The 15,999-nt window shown below is 58.7% G+C and carries 17 protein-coding genes; 7 read left to right on the top strand and 10 right to left on the bottom strand.

Going from position 1 to position 15,999, the window contains the following annotated elements; all coding sequences use genetic code 11:
• Positions 1-12: 12 nt before the first annotated feature.
• Positions 13-447, bottom strand: a complete 435-nt coding sequence (gene rplM, locus E9954_RS17525; RefSeq protein ID WP_136080592.1) for a 50S ribosomal protein L13 — start codon at positions 445-447, stop codon at positions 13-15.
• Positions 448-580: 133 nt separating this feature from the next.
• On the opposite strand from rplM, the gene E9954_RS17520 reads away from it, so the two are divergent.
• Together E9954_RS17520 and E9954_RS17515 are read left to right on the top strand one after the other, a co-directional pair.
• Complete coding sequence (locus tag E9954_RS17520) at positions 581-1,231, top strand: YdcF family protein (protein ID WP_136080591.1); 651 nt, start codon at positions 581-583, stop codon at positions 1,229-1,231.
• On the top strand, positions 1,231-1,728 hold the full coding sequence (locus E9954_RS17515) for a GGDEF domain-containing protein (RefSeq protein WP_136080590.1): 498 nt from the start codon (positions 1,231-1,233) through the stop codon (positions 1,726-1,728). Before E9954_RS17520 ends, E9954_RS17515 begins: the two co-directional genes overlap by 1 nt.
• On the opposite strand, the gene E9954_RS17510 is transcribed toward E9954_RS17515, so the two are convergent.
• The 3 genes from E9954_RS17510 to E9954_RS17500 are packed head-to-tail and all read right to left on the bottom strand — an operon-like array spanning position 1,691 to position 4,370.
• Positions 1,691-2,209 (bottom strand): chromate transporter, encoded by a 519-nt coding sequence (locus E9954_RS17510; protein WP_168442364.1) that lies wholly within the window; start codon positions 2,207-2,209, stop codon positions 1,691-1,693. The two genes, E9954_RS17515 and E9954_RS17510, sit on opposite strands and share 38 nt — an antisense overlap.
• The gene (locus tag E9954_RS17505; protein ID WP_168442363.1) at positions 2,206-2,763 is read right to left on the bottom strand and encodes a chromate transporter; all 558 of its coding nucleotides are present in this window, start codon (positions 2,761-2,763) and stop codon (positions 2,206-2,208) included. The genes E9954_RS17510 and E9954_RS17505 overlap by 4 nt, the downstream gene beginning before the upstream one ends.
• Positions 2,764-2,792: 29 nt before the next feature.
• Positions 2,793-4,370, bottom strand: a complete 1,578-nt coding sequence (locus E9954_RS17500; RefSeq protein ID WP_136080587.1) for an NAD(P)-dependent oxidoreductase — start codon at positions 4,368-4,370, stop codon at positions 2,793-2,795.
• Between the two features lie 121 nt (positions 4,371-4,491).
• Between E9954_RS17500 and lptE the strand changes: the two genes are divergently transcribed.
• Positions 4,492-5,001 (top strand): LPS assembly lipoprotein LptE, encoded by a 510-nt coding sequence (lptE, locus tag E9954_RS17495; protein WP_136080586.1) that lies wholly within the window; start codon positions 4,492-4,494, stop codon positions 4,999-5,001.
• A gap of 27 nt (positions 5,002-5,028) precedes the next feature.
• Here lptE and E9954_RS17490 read toward each other — a convergent pair whose 3' ends face one another.
• The gene (locus E9954_RS17490; protein WP_136080585.1) at positions 5,029-6,189 is read right to left on the bottom strand and encodes an ATP-binding protein; all 1,161 of its coding nucleotides are present in this window, start codon (positions 6,187-6,189) and stop codon (positions 5,029-5,031) included.
• A gap of 195 nt (positions 6,190-6,384) precedes the next feature.
• Here E9954_RS17490 and E9954_RS17485 point away from each other — a divergent pair, with 195 nt between their 5' ends.
• Positions 6,385-7,068, top strand: a complete 684-nt coding sequence (locus E9954_RS17485) for a hypothetical protein (protein WP_168442362.1) — start codon at positions 6,385-6,387, stop codon at positions 7,066-7,068.
• A 59-nt stretch (positions 7,069-7,127) separates the two neighbouring features.
• Here the strand turns inward: E9954_RS17485 and E9954_RS17480 are convergent, their stop codons facing one another.
• Positions 7,128-8,435 (bottom strand): ankyrin repeat domain-containing protein, encoded by a 1,308-nt coding sequence (locus E9954_RS17480; protein WP_136080583.1) that lies wholly within the window; start codon positions 8,433-8,435, stop codon positions 7,128-7,130.
• A 93-nt stretch (positions 8,436-8,528) separates the two neighbouring features.
• Positions 8,529-9,050 (bottom strand): Crp/Fnr family transcriptional regulator, encoded by a 522-nt coding sequence (locus tag E9954_RS17475; protein WP_136080582.1) that lies wholly within the window; start codon positions 9,048-9,050, stop codon positions 8,529-8,531.
• Positions 9,051-9,158: 108 nt separating this feature from the next.
• On the opposite strand from E9954_RS17475, the gene E9954_RS17470 reads away from it, so the two are divergent.
• From E9954_RS17470 to E9954_RS17460, 3 genes are all read left to right on the top strand, one after another.
• Positions 9,159-10,919, top strand: a complete 1,761-nt coding sequence (locus E9954_RS17470) for an ATP-binding cassette domain-containing protein (RefSeq protein ID WP_136080581.1) — start codon at positions 9,159-9,161, stop codon at positions 10,917-10,919.
• A 138-nt stretch (positions 10,920-11,057) separates the two neighbouring features.
• Positions 11,058-11,324: a PGPGW domain-containing protein gene (locus E9954_RS17465; RefSeq protein ID WP_136080580.1), complete on the top strand. Its 267-nt coding sequence runs from the start codon at positions 11,058-11,060 to the stop codon at positions 11,322-11,324.
• A 144-nt stretch (positions 11,325-11,468) separates the two neighbouring features.
• The gene (locus tag E9954_RS17460) at positions 11,469-11,804 is read left to right on the top strand and encodes a hypothetical protein (RefSeq protein ID WP_136080579.1); all 336 of its coding nucleotides are present in this window, start codon (positions 11,469-11,471) and stop codon (positions 11,802-11,804) included.
• Between the two features lie 2 nt (positions 11,805-11,806).
• Here the strand turns inward: E9954_RS17460 and uxaC are convergent, their stop codons facing one another.
• Genes uxaC through E9954_RS17445 form a run of 3 tightly spaced genes read right to left on the bottom strand, consistent with a single transcriptional unit; the run spans position 11,807 to position 15,913 of the window.
• Positions 11,807-13,213, bottom strand: coding sequence for a glucuronate isomerase (gene uxaC, locus E9954_RS17455; protein ID WP_136080578.1), 1,407 nt, complete (start codon positions 13,211-13,213; stop codon positions 11,807-11,809).
• Between the two features lie 19 nt (positions 13,214-13,232).
• Entirely contained in the window at positions 13,233-14,639 is a 1,407-nt protein-coding gene (gene gnd / locus E9954_RS17450; protein ID WP_136080577.1) for a decarboxylating NADP(+)-dependent phosphogluconate dehydrogenase, read from the bottom strand.
• Complete coding sequence (locus E9954_RS17445) at positions 14,636-15,913, bottom strand: lactate racemase domain-containing protein (RefSeq protein WP_136080576.1); 1,278 nt, start codon at positions 15,911-15,913, stop codon at positions 14,636-14,638. Before E9954_RS17445 ends, gnd begins: the two co-directional genes overlap by 4 nt.
• Positions 15,914-15,999: the final 86 nt, after the last annotated feature.

The raw sequence follows: 15,999 nt of genomic DNA, 5'->3' as shown, positions 1-15,999 counted from the left end.
GATTTATCCTGCTTAGAAGTTAAGGGCCAGTTCCTTGACCTGCTGCGCGGCATGCGGGTGCTCGGCGCCGGCGTATACCTTCAGGCGCGTCATCGTCTGGCGCGACTGGCGGTTGGTCGGCAGCATGCCCTTGACGGCCTGCACGATGATACGCTCCGGATTCTTTTCACGGATTTCCCGGGCCGTTGTTTCGGTACGACCGCTGGAATAGCCGGAATAGTCCTGGTAGATTTTTTTATCTTCTTTGTTTCCGGTCAGCTTGATCTTCTCGCAGTTGACCACAACAACGAATGCGCCGGTATCGACGTGCGGCGTGTAGGTTGGCTTATCACGACCGCGCAGTGCGTCGGCAATTACAACGGCCAGACGGCCGGCAGGCTTATCGGTTGCATCAACAACCAGCCACTCACGTTTGATGTCAGCCTCTTTGGGCATAAAAGTTTTCATTAAATAGTCCTCTAGCTCGGTTCGGTAAAAACACAAGGTGGGGGAAGTTATATAAGACGGGGGGGCGTGTCAACCCCTGTGCGCAAGAAGTTTCTGGTTTTTCCAAACCCCGGTTCCGTGCTACAAGTCCACCATGAAAGTCGCACTAACCAAGGTGGAACCCACACGCAGGCCAACATGGCTTGGAAATTTACTGATTGCAATCGCATTCGTTGCGCTGTTTTTCGGCTTCACCGCGAACATCTATAGTTTCCTCGCGCCGGAAGAACCGCCGCACGAAGGGGTTATGGTCGTCGAAGGCTGGATCCACGATTTCGCGCTCGATGAAGCAGTCCTCCTGTTCAAGGCCGGAAACTACTCGAAAATCGTCTGCACGGGGGTGCCGATCGAGACCGGTAGCTACATCCAGCAGTTCAAATCCTACTCCGAAATGACGGCCGCCCGGCTTCGCAAACTCGGCCTGCCGGACGAAAAAATAATCACCGCAACGGCGGATTTGGAAAAGAAAGACCGCACCTACCTCTCCGCCATCGCCCTTCGCGAGGCGATCATGGCCTATAACATAGAAGAGACCGACCTCCACCTGGTCACCACCGGCCCCCACGGCCGCCGCAGCCGCCTGCTTTTCCAGAAGGCGCTGGGCCCAGGCTACAACATCGGCATAACCTGCCTGGAGGACACGGGCTACGAACCGGACTCCTGGTACACCTATAGCCTAGGGGTACGGAAAGTCATCAACGAATCCATTGCCTACGTGTACGCCAAACTCTTTTTCCATCCGTGATGAGCGATATCCCGACCAGCCTGCCCCTGTGGCTCGCCCTGCTCTCGCTGAGCGAACAAGCCACGCGCGATTGGCTGACCGGGCTCCACAACCGCCGCTATTTCGAGGAAACCCTCGCCGACCACATCGCCGCGGCCAACCGCTACGACCGCAAGCTCAGCCTCGTCCTGTTCGATATCGACCACTTCAAGCAGATCAACGACCGAAACGGGCACGAGGCCGGCGACTCGGCGCTTAAACACTTCGGCAAGATCCTGCAAGCAACCACCCGGGCGGCGGATATTGTCTGCCGCTACGGCGGCGACGAATTCGCCGTCATCCTTCCGGAAACCGGCCGCGAAAACGCGGAACGCTTCGCCCAACGGGTGATCGCCAAACAAAAATACCCCACCGTCACCACCGGCATCGCCGCCCTCCCCTCCGCGAACCTGGTGGCGGCTGCCGATGCCGACCTGATGCTTAGAAAAAGAGAATCCCGGCGATCGCCGAGCCAATAACGAGCAGCACCGGACTGATTTTCCACTTGGCGATGAGCAGAATGCTGACCGCCGTGATGGCGAGCGCCACCGGGTTGACCACCGCCACCCGCCCGATCTGCCAGGCCGCCGCCGCAACCAACCCCACCACCGCCGGACGCAACCCCCGGAACACCGCCTGCGTGGCCGGGCGTTCGTAGAAGTGGAAAAAGAAGAGCGCGAAGAGGGTCATCATGATCATTCCGGGCATCGAGACCGCAACCGTTGCACAGAGGGCCCCGGGAATCCCGCCGGTCTCATATCCAACAAACGTGGCCATGTTGAGCGCAATCGGCCCCGGCGTGCTTTGCGAAATCGCAATGAAATCGACGAACCGCTCGGTGGTCATCCAACCGCGCCGCTCCACCTCCTGCTGCAGGAAGGAAAGAATCGCGTATCCACCGCCAAAGGCAAAGCAGCCGATGGTGAAGAAGGAATAGAAGAGCTCGAACAGAATGCTCACGCCCCGACCTCCTTGCGAAAAAGAATCGCGCCCAGACACCCGGCGGCCACGATCATGAGCACGGGATGGATGTGCAGACCGACAATCGCGAGGAAGGAACCGAGGGCAATGACTCCCTTGGAAATGGAATTCACCGACTTTCGGCCCACCTGCCAGACGGCCATCACGATCATGGCGACCACGGCGGCGCGGATGCCCGCGAAGGCCTTCTGTACCCAGGGGTGGTCGAAATACGGGGTCAGGAACGCCGCCACGACCAGAATCACCCCCAAGGAAGGCGCGGCCATGCCCGCCGCCGCAAAGAGGGCGCCCAACATCCCGCGCTTGCGATACCCCACCAGCGTCGCGGTGTTCATGGCGATGATGCCGGGGATGGATTGGCCGAGGGCATAATAATCGACCATCTCCTCGTCGGTGGCCCACCCCTTCGAATCGACCACCTCGCTCTTCATCAGCGGAAACATCACATAGCCCCCGCCAATCGTGATGGCGCTGATCCGGCCAAAGACGCAAAAAAGCTCCAACAGCCTCGGACGTTCCCGTTGTTCAGCCATTGGAGCCTTTCCCATTCCCAGGCCGTTGCCTAGTAGCTGATGCAGGAGGCGTGGAGCGCTTCGATCTGCTGGGCGATTTTTTCGACCACGTCGCAGTCGGCCTTGCCGGTGATGCGCATCAGTGCGAGGGAATCCACGCCCGACGGGTCGTGCGGGTTGCGCATGTCGTCGATGTTGATTCCGGCTTCGGCGAGGGTGTGGCCGATCTGGCCGATGACGCCCGGACGGTCCTTATAGATGAAGAGCACGGCGGTTCCGGACGGCTCGAAATAGAGCTTGTCGAAATCGTTGATGCGCGAAATCATCATGTTGCCTTCGGCGACGGTGCCGCGGACGCTGACGCGCTTGAAGTGCGCCGCATCGACGGACGTGGTGACATCGACCGTGATGGCGTTGCCGTAGCCCTTGGAGGTGTCGGTTTCGCGGTTGAAATATTCCACGCCCATCTCCTTCAGGTATTCGAGCGCGGCGTCGTAGCCCTGGGTCCGGTCGAAATCGTCGGAAAGCGCGGCCACGATCTGCACAAGCAACCAGTCGCCGAAGCGGGCGAGGTCGCCGTAGAAGCTGGTTTCGATGAGCTTCATCTGCTTGTTTCCGCCGGCGATGCCGCGGCAGGTGTGCGCCAGCGCATAGGCGAGCTCGGAGTAGGCGCGGTCGAGGCCCATCGGCACATCGCGGTTGACGACGTAGGAGGCGATGCCCTTTTCGTCGTAGCCAATGAGCTGGGTGGCGGAACGCTTCGCGGCGTTGAAGTTGGCCTCCACGGTGCTGGCGCCGAGGTGCGGCAGCATGATGTCGGCGATGTCGGTGACGGTTTGGTCGGCGGCTTCGTCCTTCGGATAAACGTCGTTGAGGAAACGCAGGCCCTTGTCCGCCTTCAGCTCGCGGAGGTCGTTTTCGTTCAAGATGCCGGCGCGGGCGCAGTTGATGATGGTGGCGCCGTTTTTCATGCGGGCGATGAGCGACTTGTTGATGATGCCGCGGGTGTCGTCGTTTTCGGGCATGTGGAGCGAAACATAGTCGCACTTGGCGAAAATATCGGTCAGCTCGACGGATTCGGCACCGAGGTCGCGGGCGCGCTCGTCGGACAGGAAGGGATCGTAGGCCAGGATCTTGACATCGAAGCCGGAGAGGCGCTTGGCCACCAGCTGGCCGATGGCGCCGAAACCGACAATGCCGATGGTCTTGCCGGTGACTTCCTTGCCCATGAAGTTTTTCTTTTCCCACTTTCCGGCGCGGGTCGAGGCATCGGCCGCCACCACGTGGCGGGCGTCGGCCAGCATGAGGGCAACCACCTCTTCGGCCACGGCATTGGCGTTGGCGCCGGGGGTATTCATGACATCCACGCCCTTGGAGCGGGCATGCTTGATATCGATGGTGTTATAGCCGGCGCCGGCACGGATGATGACCTTGAGCGTGGGCATTGCATCGATGATCTCCGCCGTTACCTTTTCGGAGCGGACAATCAGGGCATAGGTATCTGAATGCTGGGAGGCAAGGGTCGCGAGCTCCTGCGAATCGTCCTGGACGACTTCATAGCTTCCATTGGCGTTGAGGGTTTCGCGGGCGACGGCGTCGAGCTTGGTCGGTATCAGTACCTTTTTCATTGTTTCCTCTCGTTGGGGTTTGAAAAGCGAGGAATCACAGTAAGCAGGCGGGCTTGGGGAATCAAGCTTTGACAATTTCGATTTTTCTGGGAAAGTTTCGCGCCTTGATTGGACGCTGCATATGAAGAAAAGACTCTATCTACTGAACGGAATGGTGGCCCTCCTCCTGCTGGCCGGCTGCATGGGCTACCGGCTGGGGGGCGGAAGCCCGGAGGGGATCGAAACGGTGGCCATGGCCCCCGTCCTCAACCGCACCACCGAACCCGCCATCGAGCTGCAGGTCACCCGCGCCATGCGCGAGCGCATCCAGTTCGACGGCCGCATGAAACTGGTCAACGACCCCGAAAACGCCGATGCCGTTATGGAAATCAGCCTCACCGGATACCGGGCAAGCCCGATCGCCTACCAGTCGGAGCTGCGCACCACCCCCGACATCTACCGGCTGCGCGTCACCGGAACCGCCAAGCTCAGGAGCACGAAAACCGGCGAAACCATCGCAACCTCGAGCACCTACGGCGAAGCCACCTTCAACTTCCAGGACGACCTCACCTCCTCCAAGCGCGATGCCCTGCCCGGCGCCGCCGCCGAGATTGCGAAGTTCATGCTCGACGACCTGATCGAGCAGTGGTAGGTCTCCGCGCCCCCAATTGGCTCCGCGCTATTGGATGAATATGTCCGCAAGTTGATTCCAGGGCACAACATCAATACCGGTGCGTTGCATTTTCCGGTCGCCGCAGTAGACCAATGATTTGGACTGGATGGCCGAGGAGTGTTTCTCCAACAGGTTCAGACCTTTGAAAAAGTCAGTCGAAACAGTCATGGCCGATTTAATCTCCCATGCCCGCAAGCCCGCTTCGCTTCCTGCCAGCAAATCCACTTCATTTCCATTGCTGTCGCGATAAAACCACAAACGCTCAGTCAAACCGGCATGGACATGCTGCTTATACGCCTCGGCAACCACAAAGGTTTCAAACAACTCTCCCCGCAGCGGATGCCCCTTCAAATGCTCCGGTTGCTGAATCCCCAAAAGGAAGCAAGCCAATCCCGTATCCATGAAATAGAGCTTCGGACTCTTAATTAGCCGCTTCCCAATATTGGCATGCCATGGCCGAAGAAGCTTAATGATTCCGCTCACCTCCAGAACAGACAGCCAACTCTTGATGGTATTATGTGTTACCCCGCACTCTCCACCAATCGACTGCATGTTCAACAATTGCCCGGTTCGCCCGGCGCACAGCTGAAGGAACGTTTCAAAACGAGCCAAATCGCTGACGGCCAGAATCTGGCGAACATCCCGCTCAACATAGGTTGAGAGATAAAACGAAAGGGCTTCCGTCGGATTCAAGCCCTTATCATGAATACGCGGATAAAAACCGGCATAGAGCATTTCATTCACCGAGACCGCATCCTTTGTTCCATAGAGTTCGCCATACGAAAAAGGCAGCAACCGGGCGATTGCAGTGCGACCCGCCAGCGACTGCGCAACGGGTTCCATCATTTCAAATTGGCGCGATCCCGTGAGCACAAACAACCCCGGGCGGCCTTTCTCATCCACAAGGGTCTGGATATAGGAAAGCAATCCCGGCGCATATTGGATTTCATCCAGAACCGCCCCATCAGGAATCTCGCTCAAAAAACCGCGCGGATCATGGCGAGCATACTCGCGATTATCCAAATCCTCCAATGAAAGATAGGGTTTATCCCCAAACAACGCCCGGCATAGCGTCGTCTTACCCGACTGACGCGGCCCTGTCACCGTAACAACCGGATACTGCCCCGCCCACTCCAGCAACTTTTCTCCTAAACGCCTTTTAATCATGGAACGAAACAAAACTCATATAATGCAATATGTCAATATGATTTACATATTGCATATCCGACGCTTCGTGTGCTTGCCCACCTGCGCAGGTATGAAAAGAGAGGCTTGCAGAATCTCCCGCCCATTATTTGCCCACTTCCGCATTGAACGACCCCACCGGTTTCCCGTCTAATGCGCGTTCCCATGAAACGGTTTGTGTTACACCTATTGGCGCTGATGGTCGCGGCGGGTTCCTTCGGAATCGGTGCGGCCGACCTGTTGGATGATCGCGCAGCGAAGGCCGTGCTTGCCAAGAACTGCATCCGGCTAGGCACCAGCGAGCTGCTGCCGATCGATTTCCAAACCGCATGCCGCGTGCTGGAGCAAAGCGAACTGGTGCAGGCGGTACAGGAAGAATTCGCGCAGTCCGTCTCCGGCGATGGCAAGGTCGAATTTCCCATCATCGAAAACGGGGACGGCACATTCCACTACACCAACGAAAAACAGCAGCGGACGAACCTTGCCGAACTCTACCGCAAGCAGACCGACCCACACTCCTTCGACTATATCGTCTGGGCCTCCGGCAAACGGTTTTTCGGCGACTACGATGTCGTCATCCACCTCCAGGTGGTCGATGCCGCCCCCGCCGGCATCGTCTACTCGGTGACCACCCACGCCTACCCGCACAACTGGCTGACGCGCTTTTCGGCCCGCCGGATCGGGGTCACGAAGCGCTATTTCAAGAAGAAGATGAGGCTCATCTCCACCATCGCGCGCGAGATCGGCACCGGCCTCTGCGAAAAGGAGGCGTTCCGCAACGCCTGGCTAAAGCCAGCGCAGGAAACAACCGTCCCCCTGGCCAAGGACAACACCGAGCCCGCACCGCCAATGAAGCTCTGACTGGAGCGCGAGGCTCCGCCTGTGTTGCCATTGGGGTGGCGAATGAGGCGGGGCTTCATCTAGTTCAGCAACGCCGCCGCCGGCTCGTTGCCGAGTTCGATCGCGTAGTCGAGCGGGGTTTTCCCGTTGGTGGCCTGGATGGATTTGTCGGCGCCGCTGTTGAGCAGGAGGTTGATCATGGCTGGGCTGGCGGAGGCTGAGGCCTCGTGCAACGGCGTCCCGCCCCGGCGGCTGATCGCATCGACCTCGGCGCCCTGTTCGATGAAATAGGCGGCGACATCGACCTTGTCCTTTTCGGCGGCATAGTGGAGCGGGCTCCAGCCTTCGTCGTCCTTGGCGGCAAGGTCGGCGCCGGCCTCGACCAACACCCTCGCCAGATCGAGGAACCCGCGTTCGGCCGCAAAATGCAATGGCGTTTTTTCGGTGCCGGTCCGCGGATTAAGCTCCGCCCCCTTGGCAATCAAAACCTCGGCGCATTCGGTCTTGCCGCGCACCGATGCAAAGTGGAGCGGAGTCCAGCCCTGCTTGTTTTTTTCGTTCACGTCCGCACCGAGCAGCAAATGGTTGAGTGTATCGACCGGATCGCCTTTGGCGATGGCATGCAGGATGGTTTCGTTTTTCACGACGATCGGGTCGGCCGACACAACCCCGTCCTCCGGCACTTCGAGCCCGACCGACCAGACGATGGCGTTGAGGATGAGCCTGCGGTAGTCGGGCTGGCCCCAGCTACTGTGGAAATGGCCTCCGGTGAAACCAAAGACATTTTCTCCATACACCCAGGCCAGCGTATGCGCCTGCTCCTCTTCCGGCGGCACGGCCTGGAAGAGCGGTTTCACATCCCCGAACCGGAGGTTGTAGTACCACTCCTCCTTCAGCTCGAACGGCTTCACGCCCCGCGTAACCGGATGCTTCACGATAACCGGGTTCTTCATGGTCCAGAGCGGATTCTGCGAGACCTTGTCCACGTAATAGCCACCGACCACTTTCAAGATCGTTTCGTCGAGCAAGCCGGGCATGCCGTCGAGGGCATAGTGCAGGAACACAATACCAATCCCGCGGTTGGAGAGCGCCAGCAGCTCTGACTCCTTGCCCAGCAACAAATGATCCTTGTTGCCGTCGCAGTAGACCACCACCGCATCGACCTTGGCCAGTTTATCGCTGTCCGGCCATGATTCGTAGTGAACGGTCGCCTTCAGGTTCAGCCCGGATTCGTTCAGCGCCTTGGCGAGCACATCGCAACTGGAAGGGAATTCGTGCTCCCCCGCCCCGTGGCTCGGCTTGCCCGCCACCAGCAATATGGACTTCGGCGAGGCGAAAACAGCACCCGCGCAAACCAACAGCAAACCAAACAGCAAACGAATTTTCATGTCCTACCTCTCTACCTATCCATTATTTTGGCAAAATCATTCAATGCAAAATGTTGAACGGCCTTAACGCATCGAATGTTCAACATTTTGCATTCAATCATTTTGCTTCCAACCGTTTTCAGACTTTCTACCCAGCGCATAGTGCAGCATGATATCCTCGGTCTTGTTGAGGCGCCGGCACGCCTCGCGCGCAATGTTGAGCGCCAACATTCCAAACAGTTTGGGGTCTGAGTCGTACAAGGCAAACAGTTTTTCCCGCGGAATCACCAGCAGTTCCGTCTCTTCGACGGCCAAGGCGCTCGCCGTGTGCGTGTGGATCGCAATCACCGAGGTCTCGCCGAAACAGTCCCCGGGGCCGAACTCGCACAGTTCCATCGCGGTGCCGTCCACGTTTTCCACCATCCGCACCTTCCCCGAACGGACAATGCGGATATGGCTCGGGGCATCGCCCTGCCGGAAGATGAACTCGCCCTTGTTGTAGTGCTCGGTTTCCAGCATGCGGAAAACCGTGTAGAGCTGGGCGTCGTCCAATCCGCCCAGAACCGCAATCTTGTTGAGGATCGGCAGCACGCCCTCCACATCCAGCAACGGCAACCTGTATTTCTCGATGGCCATGAGCCACTTATACAGCAGAGCCGCCTAAAGGCGGAACTACAAACTTTCTTCCTTTCCAACTTGGGCAAAATCTGGATACTGCGCGCTTCGATTTAGTTGGGACGAAACATGGCACTATTGAGTTTACAGAATATCCACAAGGCATTCGGCGCGGCGCCGCTGCTCAACGACGCAACGTTGCAGATCGAGCGCGGCGAACGCATCTGCCTGGTCGGCCGCAACGGCGAAGGCAAATCGACGTTGCTGAAAATCGTCAACGGCGACATTGAACCCGACGCGGGCGAAATCATCCGCCTGCCCGGCTTGAAGGTGCGGCGGCTGCGGCAAAACGTGCCGGGCAACATTTCGCTCACGGTCGAAGATCTCGCCTTCCAGGGGCTGGAGGACCCGCACGACGACTATGTTTCGCACCAGGCCGTCGATAAGGCGGTCTCGCTGGTCTCGCTGGAAAACCACCTCAAGTTCAACGAACTCTCCGGAGGCCAGAAACGCCGCGCGCTGCTGGCGCAGGCCCTGGTGTGCGAACCGGACATCCTGGTGCTGGACGAGCCGACCAACCACCTCGACATCGAATCGATCCAGTGGCTGGAAAACTTTCTGCAACGCTACAAGGGCACGCTGGTTTTCGTGACGCACGACCGCTCGTTCGTGCGCAAGCTGGCCACGCGCATCCTCGAACTCGACCGCGGCAACCTGCATTCGTGGGCGTGCGACTACGACACCTATCTCAAGCGCAAGCAGGCCCTGCTCGACGGCGAGGCCGAACAGTGGGCGCAGTTCGACAAGAAACTGGCGCAGGAGGAGGTCTGGATCCGCAAAGGCATCAAGGCGCGCCGCACCCGCAACGAGGGCCGTGTCCGGGCGCTGGAACAGATGCGCAACGAGCGCAGCCAGCGGCGCGAGCGCACCGGCACCGTCAACATGCAGGTGGTCGAGGCCGGTGTTTCCGGCCGCAAGGTGATCACCGCCGGGAATGTCTCCTACGACTACAGCGGGCTTCCGATCGTTCAAGACCTCGATGTGGAAATCATGCGCGGCGACAAGATCGGCATCATTGGCCCCAATGGTTGCGGCAAGTCGACGCTGATCAAGCTCCTGCTGGGCGACCTGCATCCCAAAACCGGAACGGTCGACCATGGAACCAAACTGCAGGTGGCCTACTTCGACCAGCACCGCGCCGCGCTGGACGATTCCAAGTCGGTCGCCGAAAACGTCACGGCCGACGACGTGATCGACATCGGCGGCGTGAAGAAGCACGTGCTGGGCTATTTGCAGGAATTCCTGTTCGCGCCCGACCGCGCCCGCCAGAAGGTCGAGGTACTCTCCGGCGGCGAACGCAACCGCCTGTTGCTGGCCAAGCTGTTCACCAAGGCCTCGAACGTACTGGTGCTCGACGAACCCACCAACGACCTCGACGTGGAGACGCTCGAACTGCTCGAGGAACTGCTGGCCAACTATGAGGGCACGCTGCTGCTCGTCAGCCACGACCGCTCCTTCCTGAACAATGTGGTGACCAGCACCATGGTGTTCGAGGGCAACGGTAAAATCGGCGAATACGCGGGAGGCTATGACGATTGGCTCTCCCAAAGGTCGCAGGTCGAAAAGTCGCAGGCCGAAAGTCAAAAGCCATCCGAAAAAAAGAAAGCAACCCGCAAACTCTCCAACAAGGAGCGGGAGGAACTGAAGAACCTGCCGAAACGGATCGAGGAACTGGAGGCCGAGCTGGAAGAACTCCAGCAAGCCATGACCGACCCGGCCTTCTACCAGAAGCCGAAGGAGGAAATCGCCGCCGCCACCGAGCGCGCCGAGGCCATTCCGCACGAACTCGAAAAAAGTTTTGAACGCTGGGAAGAACTTGAGGGTCTATGACACCAAACCACGGAATCACCGGGATGCGCCATCCCCCCTTTGGCGCAACCGGTGGGGACGTGCGGCACTTGGAGCCCAAAGGCTAGGTCGCACATCCACCACTTCCGTGGTTTCCTTTTATCCAAGAGGCATCCCCCAATGAAACGGCTGATCCGGAACAGACACACGAAGCTTCTGCTCAAACACGCGGCAGGTTGGTTCTGCATCGTGGCCGGACTGGTGATGTGCATCACCCCCGGACAAGGCATCCTCACCATCCTGATCGGGGTCTGGTTGCTGGCCGATGAAATCCCGATGTTCGGCCGCCTCAAGGCCTATCTTGAACACCGGTTCCCCAAAACCGCCGACTTTGTCCACCGCAAGGGCGAACAGCTCCGGGCCCGCTTCCACAAGAAGCTCCCGTAAAGCGAATCCGCACCGATTCTTCCGTATTTTTCCTTTAACGAACACTTCCCGGCTGGATATAGTTCCTTTTCTCGAGGAACAGGAGCAGGAAAATCCATAATCGGCACACAACTTGCGAGTGCATGGGGATTTAGCGGAGGTTGCATGAACGTTACACACCTAGCAGACAAGATTGCCAGCAACATCGACAAGTCCTCGATCTTTCTGAAGGAAAACTGGAAGAGCGTCGTGGTTGTGCTTTGGATGATCGTGGTCACCCTCACACTCATCCAGCAACGCACGACCATGAGCGAGGCCGCAACCTACCACCAGGTTGCCAGCATGCGCATGTCGGTCGACGACGTCCGCTATTCGGTCGATGCCATGGAGGCCGATGTGGAAACCATGCAGCGCGCCGTCTCCAAGCTGGACAACTCGGTCAACAACATGCAGTCCACCGTCAACCGCATCCACACCCAGGTTCGGCAACCCCAGCCCTGACCCTACAAATCAATGCCGAAATATTCGGCGGCGTTGTTGTAGCAAATGTTTTCCACCATCTGGCCGAGCAGCTCCATGTCGGCCGGGATCTCCCCGTTCTCCACATCGTTGCCGATCAGGTTGCATAGGATGCGGCGGAAATATTCGTGGCGCGGGTAGGAAAGGAAGCTTCGCGAGTCCGTAAGCATGCCGACAAAGCGGCTGAGCAAACCAAGGTTCGAGAGCGCGTTCATCTGCTTTTCCATGCCGTCCTTCTGATCAAGGAACCACCAACCGGAACCGAACTGCATCTTTCCGGGGCAGGAACCGTCCTGATAGTTCCCGATCATCGTGGCCATCAGCTCGTTGTCGCCCGGATGGATATTGTAAAGAACGGTCTTCGCGAGTTGGTTCGAAGAATCCAGGCGGTCCAGCAGACGAATCAACCCCGGACCCTGGCGATAGTCGGCAATCGAATCAAATCCCGTGTCCGGCCCCAGCGCCTTGAACAAACGACTATTGTTGTTGCGGAACACGCCCACGTGGAACTGCTGGGCCCATCCCCGCTGGTGGTTCATCTTGCCAACTTCATAGAGGAACCACGCCTCGAACTTTTCGCGCTCCTCCAGTGCAATCGCCTCCCCGGCCAGTGCCCGCCGGAAAACCGACTCCAGCTCGGCGCTCCCCGCCTGCGCATCCGGAACATAGGCCACGCCATGGTCGGAAAGGCGGCAACCGACCGAATGGAAATAGGCATGCCGCTTGTCAACCGCCTCCAGCAGCGCATCCGTGCTCACGATCGTGAGCTCGGATGCGTCTTCGAGTTGCTGGATATAGTTTTTCCACACGGCGGTATCCGACAGGTTCATGGCCCTGTCGGGGCGGAAGGTGGGCAGCACCTTGGCCTCGAAGCCATCGGCGGCGATCTGCTTATGCCACTCGAGATCGTCGATGGGATCGTCGGTGGTGCAGGCCAGCTTGACCTTCATCGTGCGCATGAGGTTCTTGGCGCTGAATTCCGGCGTGCGCAGCTTGGCGGAGCACTCCTCGTAGATTTCTTCGGCGGTCGCCGGGCCCAGCAGCGTATCGATGCCGAAATAGCGTTGCAATTCCAGATGCGTCCAATGGTAGAGCGGGTTGCGCAGGGTTTGCGGAACGGTCTCCGCCCATTTCTGGAACTTTTCGCGCCAGGAGGCATCGCCCGTGCAGTATTTTTCGGCGACGCCGTTGGTGCGCATGCCGCGCCATTTGTAGTGGTCGCCGCCGAGCCAGCACTCGCCAATGTTGTCGTACTGCTTGTCGCAGGCCACCTCCTGCGGCGGCAGGTGGCAGTGGTAGTCGTAGATTGGCATGTTTTCCGCGTGCTCGTGGTAGAGCTTGATCGCGGTCTTCGTGTGCAGCAGAAAATCTGCATCCATGAATTTTTTCATTGGGGAAACTCCTCGTCCATTAAAACCATTGGGTGTGGAAAAATTGACCGCGCGGCTTGTCGGTGCGCTCGTAGGTGTGTGCGCCGAAATAGTCGCGTTGTGCCTGTAACAGGTTGGCCGAGCCGCGTGCCGTGCGGAAGCCGTCGTAGTACGACAGTGCAGAACTCATCGCCGGCGAAGCAATTCCGACGCGCGTCATGCGGGCCACGGCATCGCGCCAGTGCACCTGCGCTTCGCCCACGGATTCGGAAATCAACGGATCCAGCAGCAGGTTCGACAACGCCGGATCACGCTCGAACGCTTCCTTGATGGTACGCAGCAGCGTCGAGCGGATAATGCAGCCGCCCCGCCAGAGCTGAGCCAGCCCCGCAAGATCAATCTGCCAGCCGCGATCCATGGAGACCTGCTGGATCAGCTGGAACCCCTGCGCATAGGAAATGATTTTAGACCCGTACAGCGCCTCCTTGACCTCCATCACAAAATCCTCGGGAGCCACATCAAGGATGGTTTTGGGCCCGATCAGTATTTTTGAAGCTTCCTCGCGGTCCGCCTTCAGCGCGGAGAGGCAGCGTGCAAATACCGCTTCGCCAATCAGCGGTAACGGCTCGCCGGCGTCCAGCGCCGCAATCAGCGTCCACTTGCCGGTTCCTTTCTGGCCCGCGGCATCGAGAATATAGTCCACGGGGCAGACTCCGTTTTCATCTTCATATGCCAGAATATCGCGGGTAATTTCGATCAGGTAGGAATCGAGTTTTCCTCGGTTCCAGCGGCCGAAGACCTCCGACATGGCCATGTTAGACATGCCGAGTCCGTCGCGCATTACCTGATAGGTTTCGCAGATCATCTGCATGTCGCCGTATTCGATGCCATTGTGAACCATTTTCACGAAATGGCCGGAACCACCCTGGCCGATCCAGTTGACACATACCGCACCCTTCCGGGTGCGAGCGGCAATCGCTTCAAAGATCGGCTTGATCAGTTCCCACGCACCAACGGAACCGCCAGGCATCAGCGCCGGCCCGTTGAGCGCGCCCTCTTCGCCGCCGGACACCCCGCAACCAACAAACAGCAAACCCTGTCCTTCGCAAAACGCAATGCGCCGCTCCGTGTCTTCCCACTGGGAGTTTCCGCCATCGATCACGACGTCGCCTTCCTCCAGCAGCGGCGCCAGCTCGCCCAGCACCGAATCGACCGGCGAGCCGGCCTTGATCATGATCATGATTTTGCGCGGGCGCTCAATCGACCCGACAAAGGCCTTCAGACTCTCTGCATGCACAAAACCATCGGTGAACTTCGAAGCAAATCCCTGGCGCAGCGACTCGTCCCAGTCGTAGCACGAAACGGAGAATCCCTTCGACACCATGTTGCGCGCGAGGTTTGAACCCATCACGCCCAGGCCGATCATTCCAATATTGGTTTGGTTCATGAAAATTTTTCCTTATAGGCCCACAGGCCGAGTGCCGGGTTGGAAATATAAAAGATCTCTTCGCCGTCCGGCATCATGTTCCAACCGTCCCTGAGTTCTTCCGGATTGTAGCGCGCGGCCATCTCGTCGAAGGCAACGGCCTTGAAACCGACGGAACGGACTTCGTCCAAAGAGAGATCCTTGCCGGGGCAATAGGTGATCCCGAAGCGCCCCTCCGACGAGCCGTGGATCAAGTGCGCCGCGGCGCCGAGGTTGTTGCGGAGTTCTTCGTCTTCCTCAACGTGTTTCAGCGTGGTGGGGGTTCCGCAATAGCCAAACTTGCGGATCAGCTTGTCGATGGTTGGATCCTCGCCGAACTCCTTGAGCGCCGGGGCCAGCACGATCAGCTCGCCCCCGTCGGCAATCGCCATGCGCGTGCGGTACACCGCCTTGTTGCCGAGCCACGTGCTTTGGAACTCGTGCGGATCGAGATAGACCACCACCTTCTTCGGCTCGCGGTCGAGCAGCGTAATGTTCACCGCGCGCGCCAGCTTGCAGGCCTCCTCGAAAACGGAGACATCGTCGCCGGCATAGAAGCCGCGCATGTGCATTTCGCGAGTGGCATAATCCTGCTCCATCACCGTCAGCATGTAGGTGATCGGCAGCTCGGAAAGGTAGGTTTCGACCGCATGGTTGAACAGGCGGCGCACCGGGGAATCGGTTTGGCCAAGAATGTTTTCAATGCCCGCCACCGCGCCGAGGAAATGCGATTTGTTGATGATGTCCGAACCGCCCGCGCCGACCACGATGTTCTTGGTGTAGTTGGCCATGCCGACCACCTCGTGCGGCACCACCTGGCCGATGGAGAGAATCAGGTCGTAGCCAGCGAACAGCATCCGGTTGACCTCGACACCGACGGTGTAGTCCACCTTCCCGCCCGAAAGCTCGGAGAGCATTTCGCCTTCGACGAGCCCCTTGCGGACGACCTCGTTTCGCCAGTCGTGTACCTTAAACGCATCCAACGGAATATCATCGCCGAACATCATGCGCAGCTGCGCTTCGGTCATCGGGTTATGGGTGCCGAGCGTCGGCAGGATGTCCACCTCAACCCCTTCGCCCACGAGCCGCTCATACACCATGGCGGTGATCGGCCCCGCCATCGAATTGAGGCGGGTATGGTCGGGCGGAAGAAGCAAAACCTTCTTCAGCTCCCCCGCCTTTTCCAAGCATTCGGAAACCAGCCCGCGCAACTCGTCGGACTGGATTGAAACGTTCTCTCCAAAAGAACTAATCATCAGGCATATCCTCAAAATGTTTTAACCACTAATCTTCACTAATCGACACTAATCCTGTTCTGAAGGAATTAGTGAAGATTAGTGTC

The sequence above is a fragment of the Pontiella desulfatans genome (genome assembly GCF_900890425.1).
Lineage (GTDB): Bacteria > Verrucomicrobiota > Kiritimatiellia > Kiritimatiellales > Pontiellaceae > Pontiella > Pontiella desulfatans.
This window is presented reverse-complemented; position numbering and strand designations above follow the sequence as displayed.

Excerpts from the sequence above, each read along its gene's own strand:
- E9954_RS17505 (WP_168442363.1), bottom strand. The coding sequence starts at position 2,763 with ATGGCTGAACAACGGGAACGTCCGAGGCTGTTGGAGCTTTTTTGCGTC.
- rplM (WP_136080592.1), bottom strand. The coding sequence starts at position 447 with ATGAAAACTTTTATGCCCAAAGAGGCTGACATCAAACGTGAGTGGCTG.
- lptE (WP_136080586.1), top strand. The coding sequence starts at position 4,492 with ATGAAGAAAAGACTCTATCTACTGAACGGAATGGTGGCCCTCCTCCTG.
- E9954_RS17490 (WP_136080585.1), bottom strand. The coding sequence starts at position 6,189 with ATGATTAAAAGGCGTTTAGGAGAAAAGTTGCTGGAGTGGGCGGGGCAG.
- E9954_RS17475 (WP_136080582.1), bottom strand. The coding sequence starts at position 9,050 with ATGGCCATCGAGAAATACAGGTTGCCGTTGCTGGATGTGGAGGGCGTG.
- E9954_RS17470 (WP_136080581.1), top strand. The coding sequence starts at position 9,159 with ATGGCACTATTGAGTTTACAGAATATCCACAAGGCATTCGGCGCGGCG.
- uxaC (WP_136080578.1), bottom strand. The coding sequence starts at position 13,213 with ATGAAAAAATTCATGGATGCAGATTTTCTGCTGCACACGAAGACCGCG.
- gnd (WP_136080577.1), bottom strand. The coding sequence starts at position 14,639 with ATGAACCAAACCAATATTGGAATGATCGGCCTGGGCGTGATGGGTTCA.
- E9954_RS17480 (WP_136080583.1), bottom strand. The coding sequence starts at position 8,435 with ATGAAAATTCGTTTGCTGTTTGGTTTGCTGTTGGTTTGCGCGGGTGCT.
- E9954_RS17500 (WP_136080587.1), bottom strand. The coding sequence starts at position 4,370 with ATGAAAAAGGTACTGATACCGACCAAGCTCGACGCCGTCGCCCGCGAA.
- E9954_RS17445 (WP_136080576.1), bottom strand. The coding sequence starts at position 15,913 with ATGATTAGTTCTTTTGGAGAGAACGTTTCAATCCAGTCCGACGAGTTG.
- E9954_RS17460 (WP_136080579.1), top strand. The coding sequence starts at position 11,469 with ATGAACGTTACACACCTAGCAGACAAGATTGCCAGCAACATCGACAAG.
- E9954_RS17520 (WP_136080591.1), top strand. The coding sequence starts at position 581 with ATGAAAGTCGCACTAACCAAGGTGGAACCCACACGCAGGCCAACATGG.
- E9954_RS17465 (WP_136080580.1), top strand. The coding sequence starts at position 11,058 with ATGAAACGGCTGATCCGGAACAGACACACGAAGCTTCTGCTCAAACAC.
- E9954_RS17515 (WP_136080590.1), top strand. The coding sequence starts at position 1,231 with ATGAGCGATATCCCGACCAGCCTGCCCCTGTGGCTCGCCCTGCTCTCG.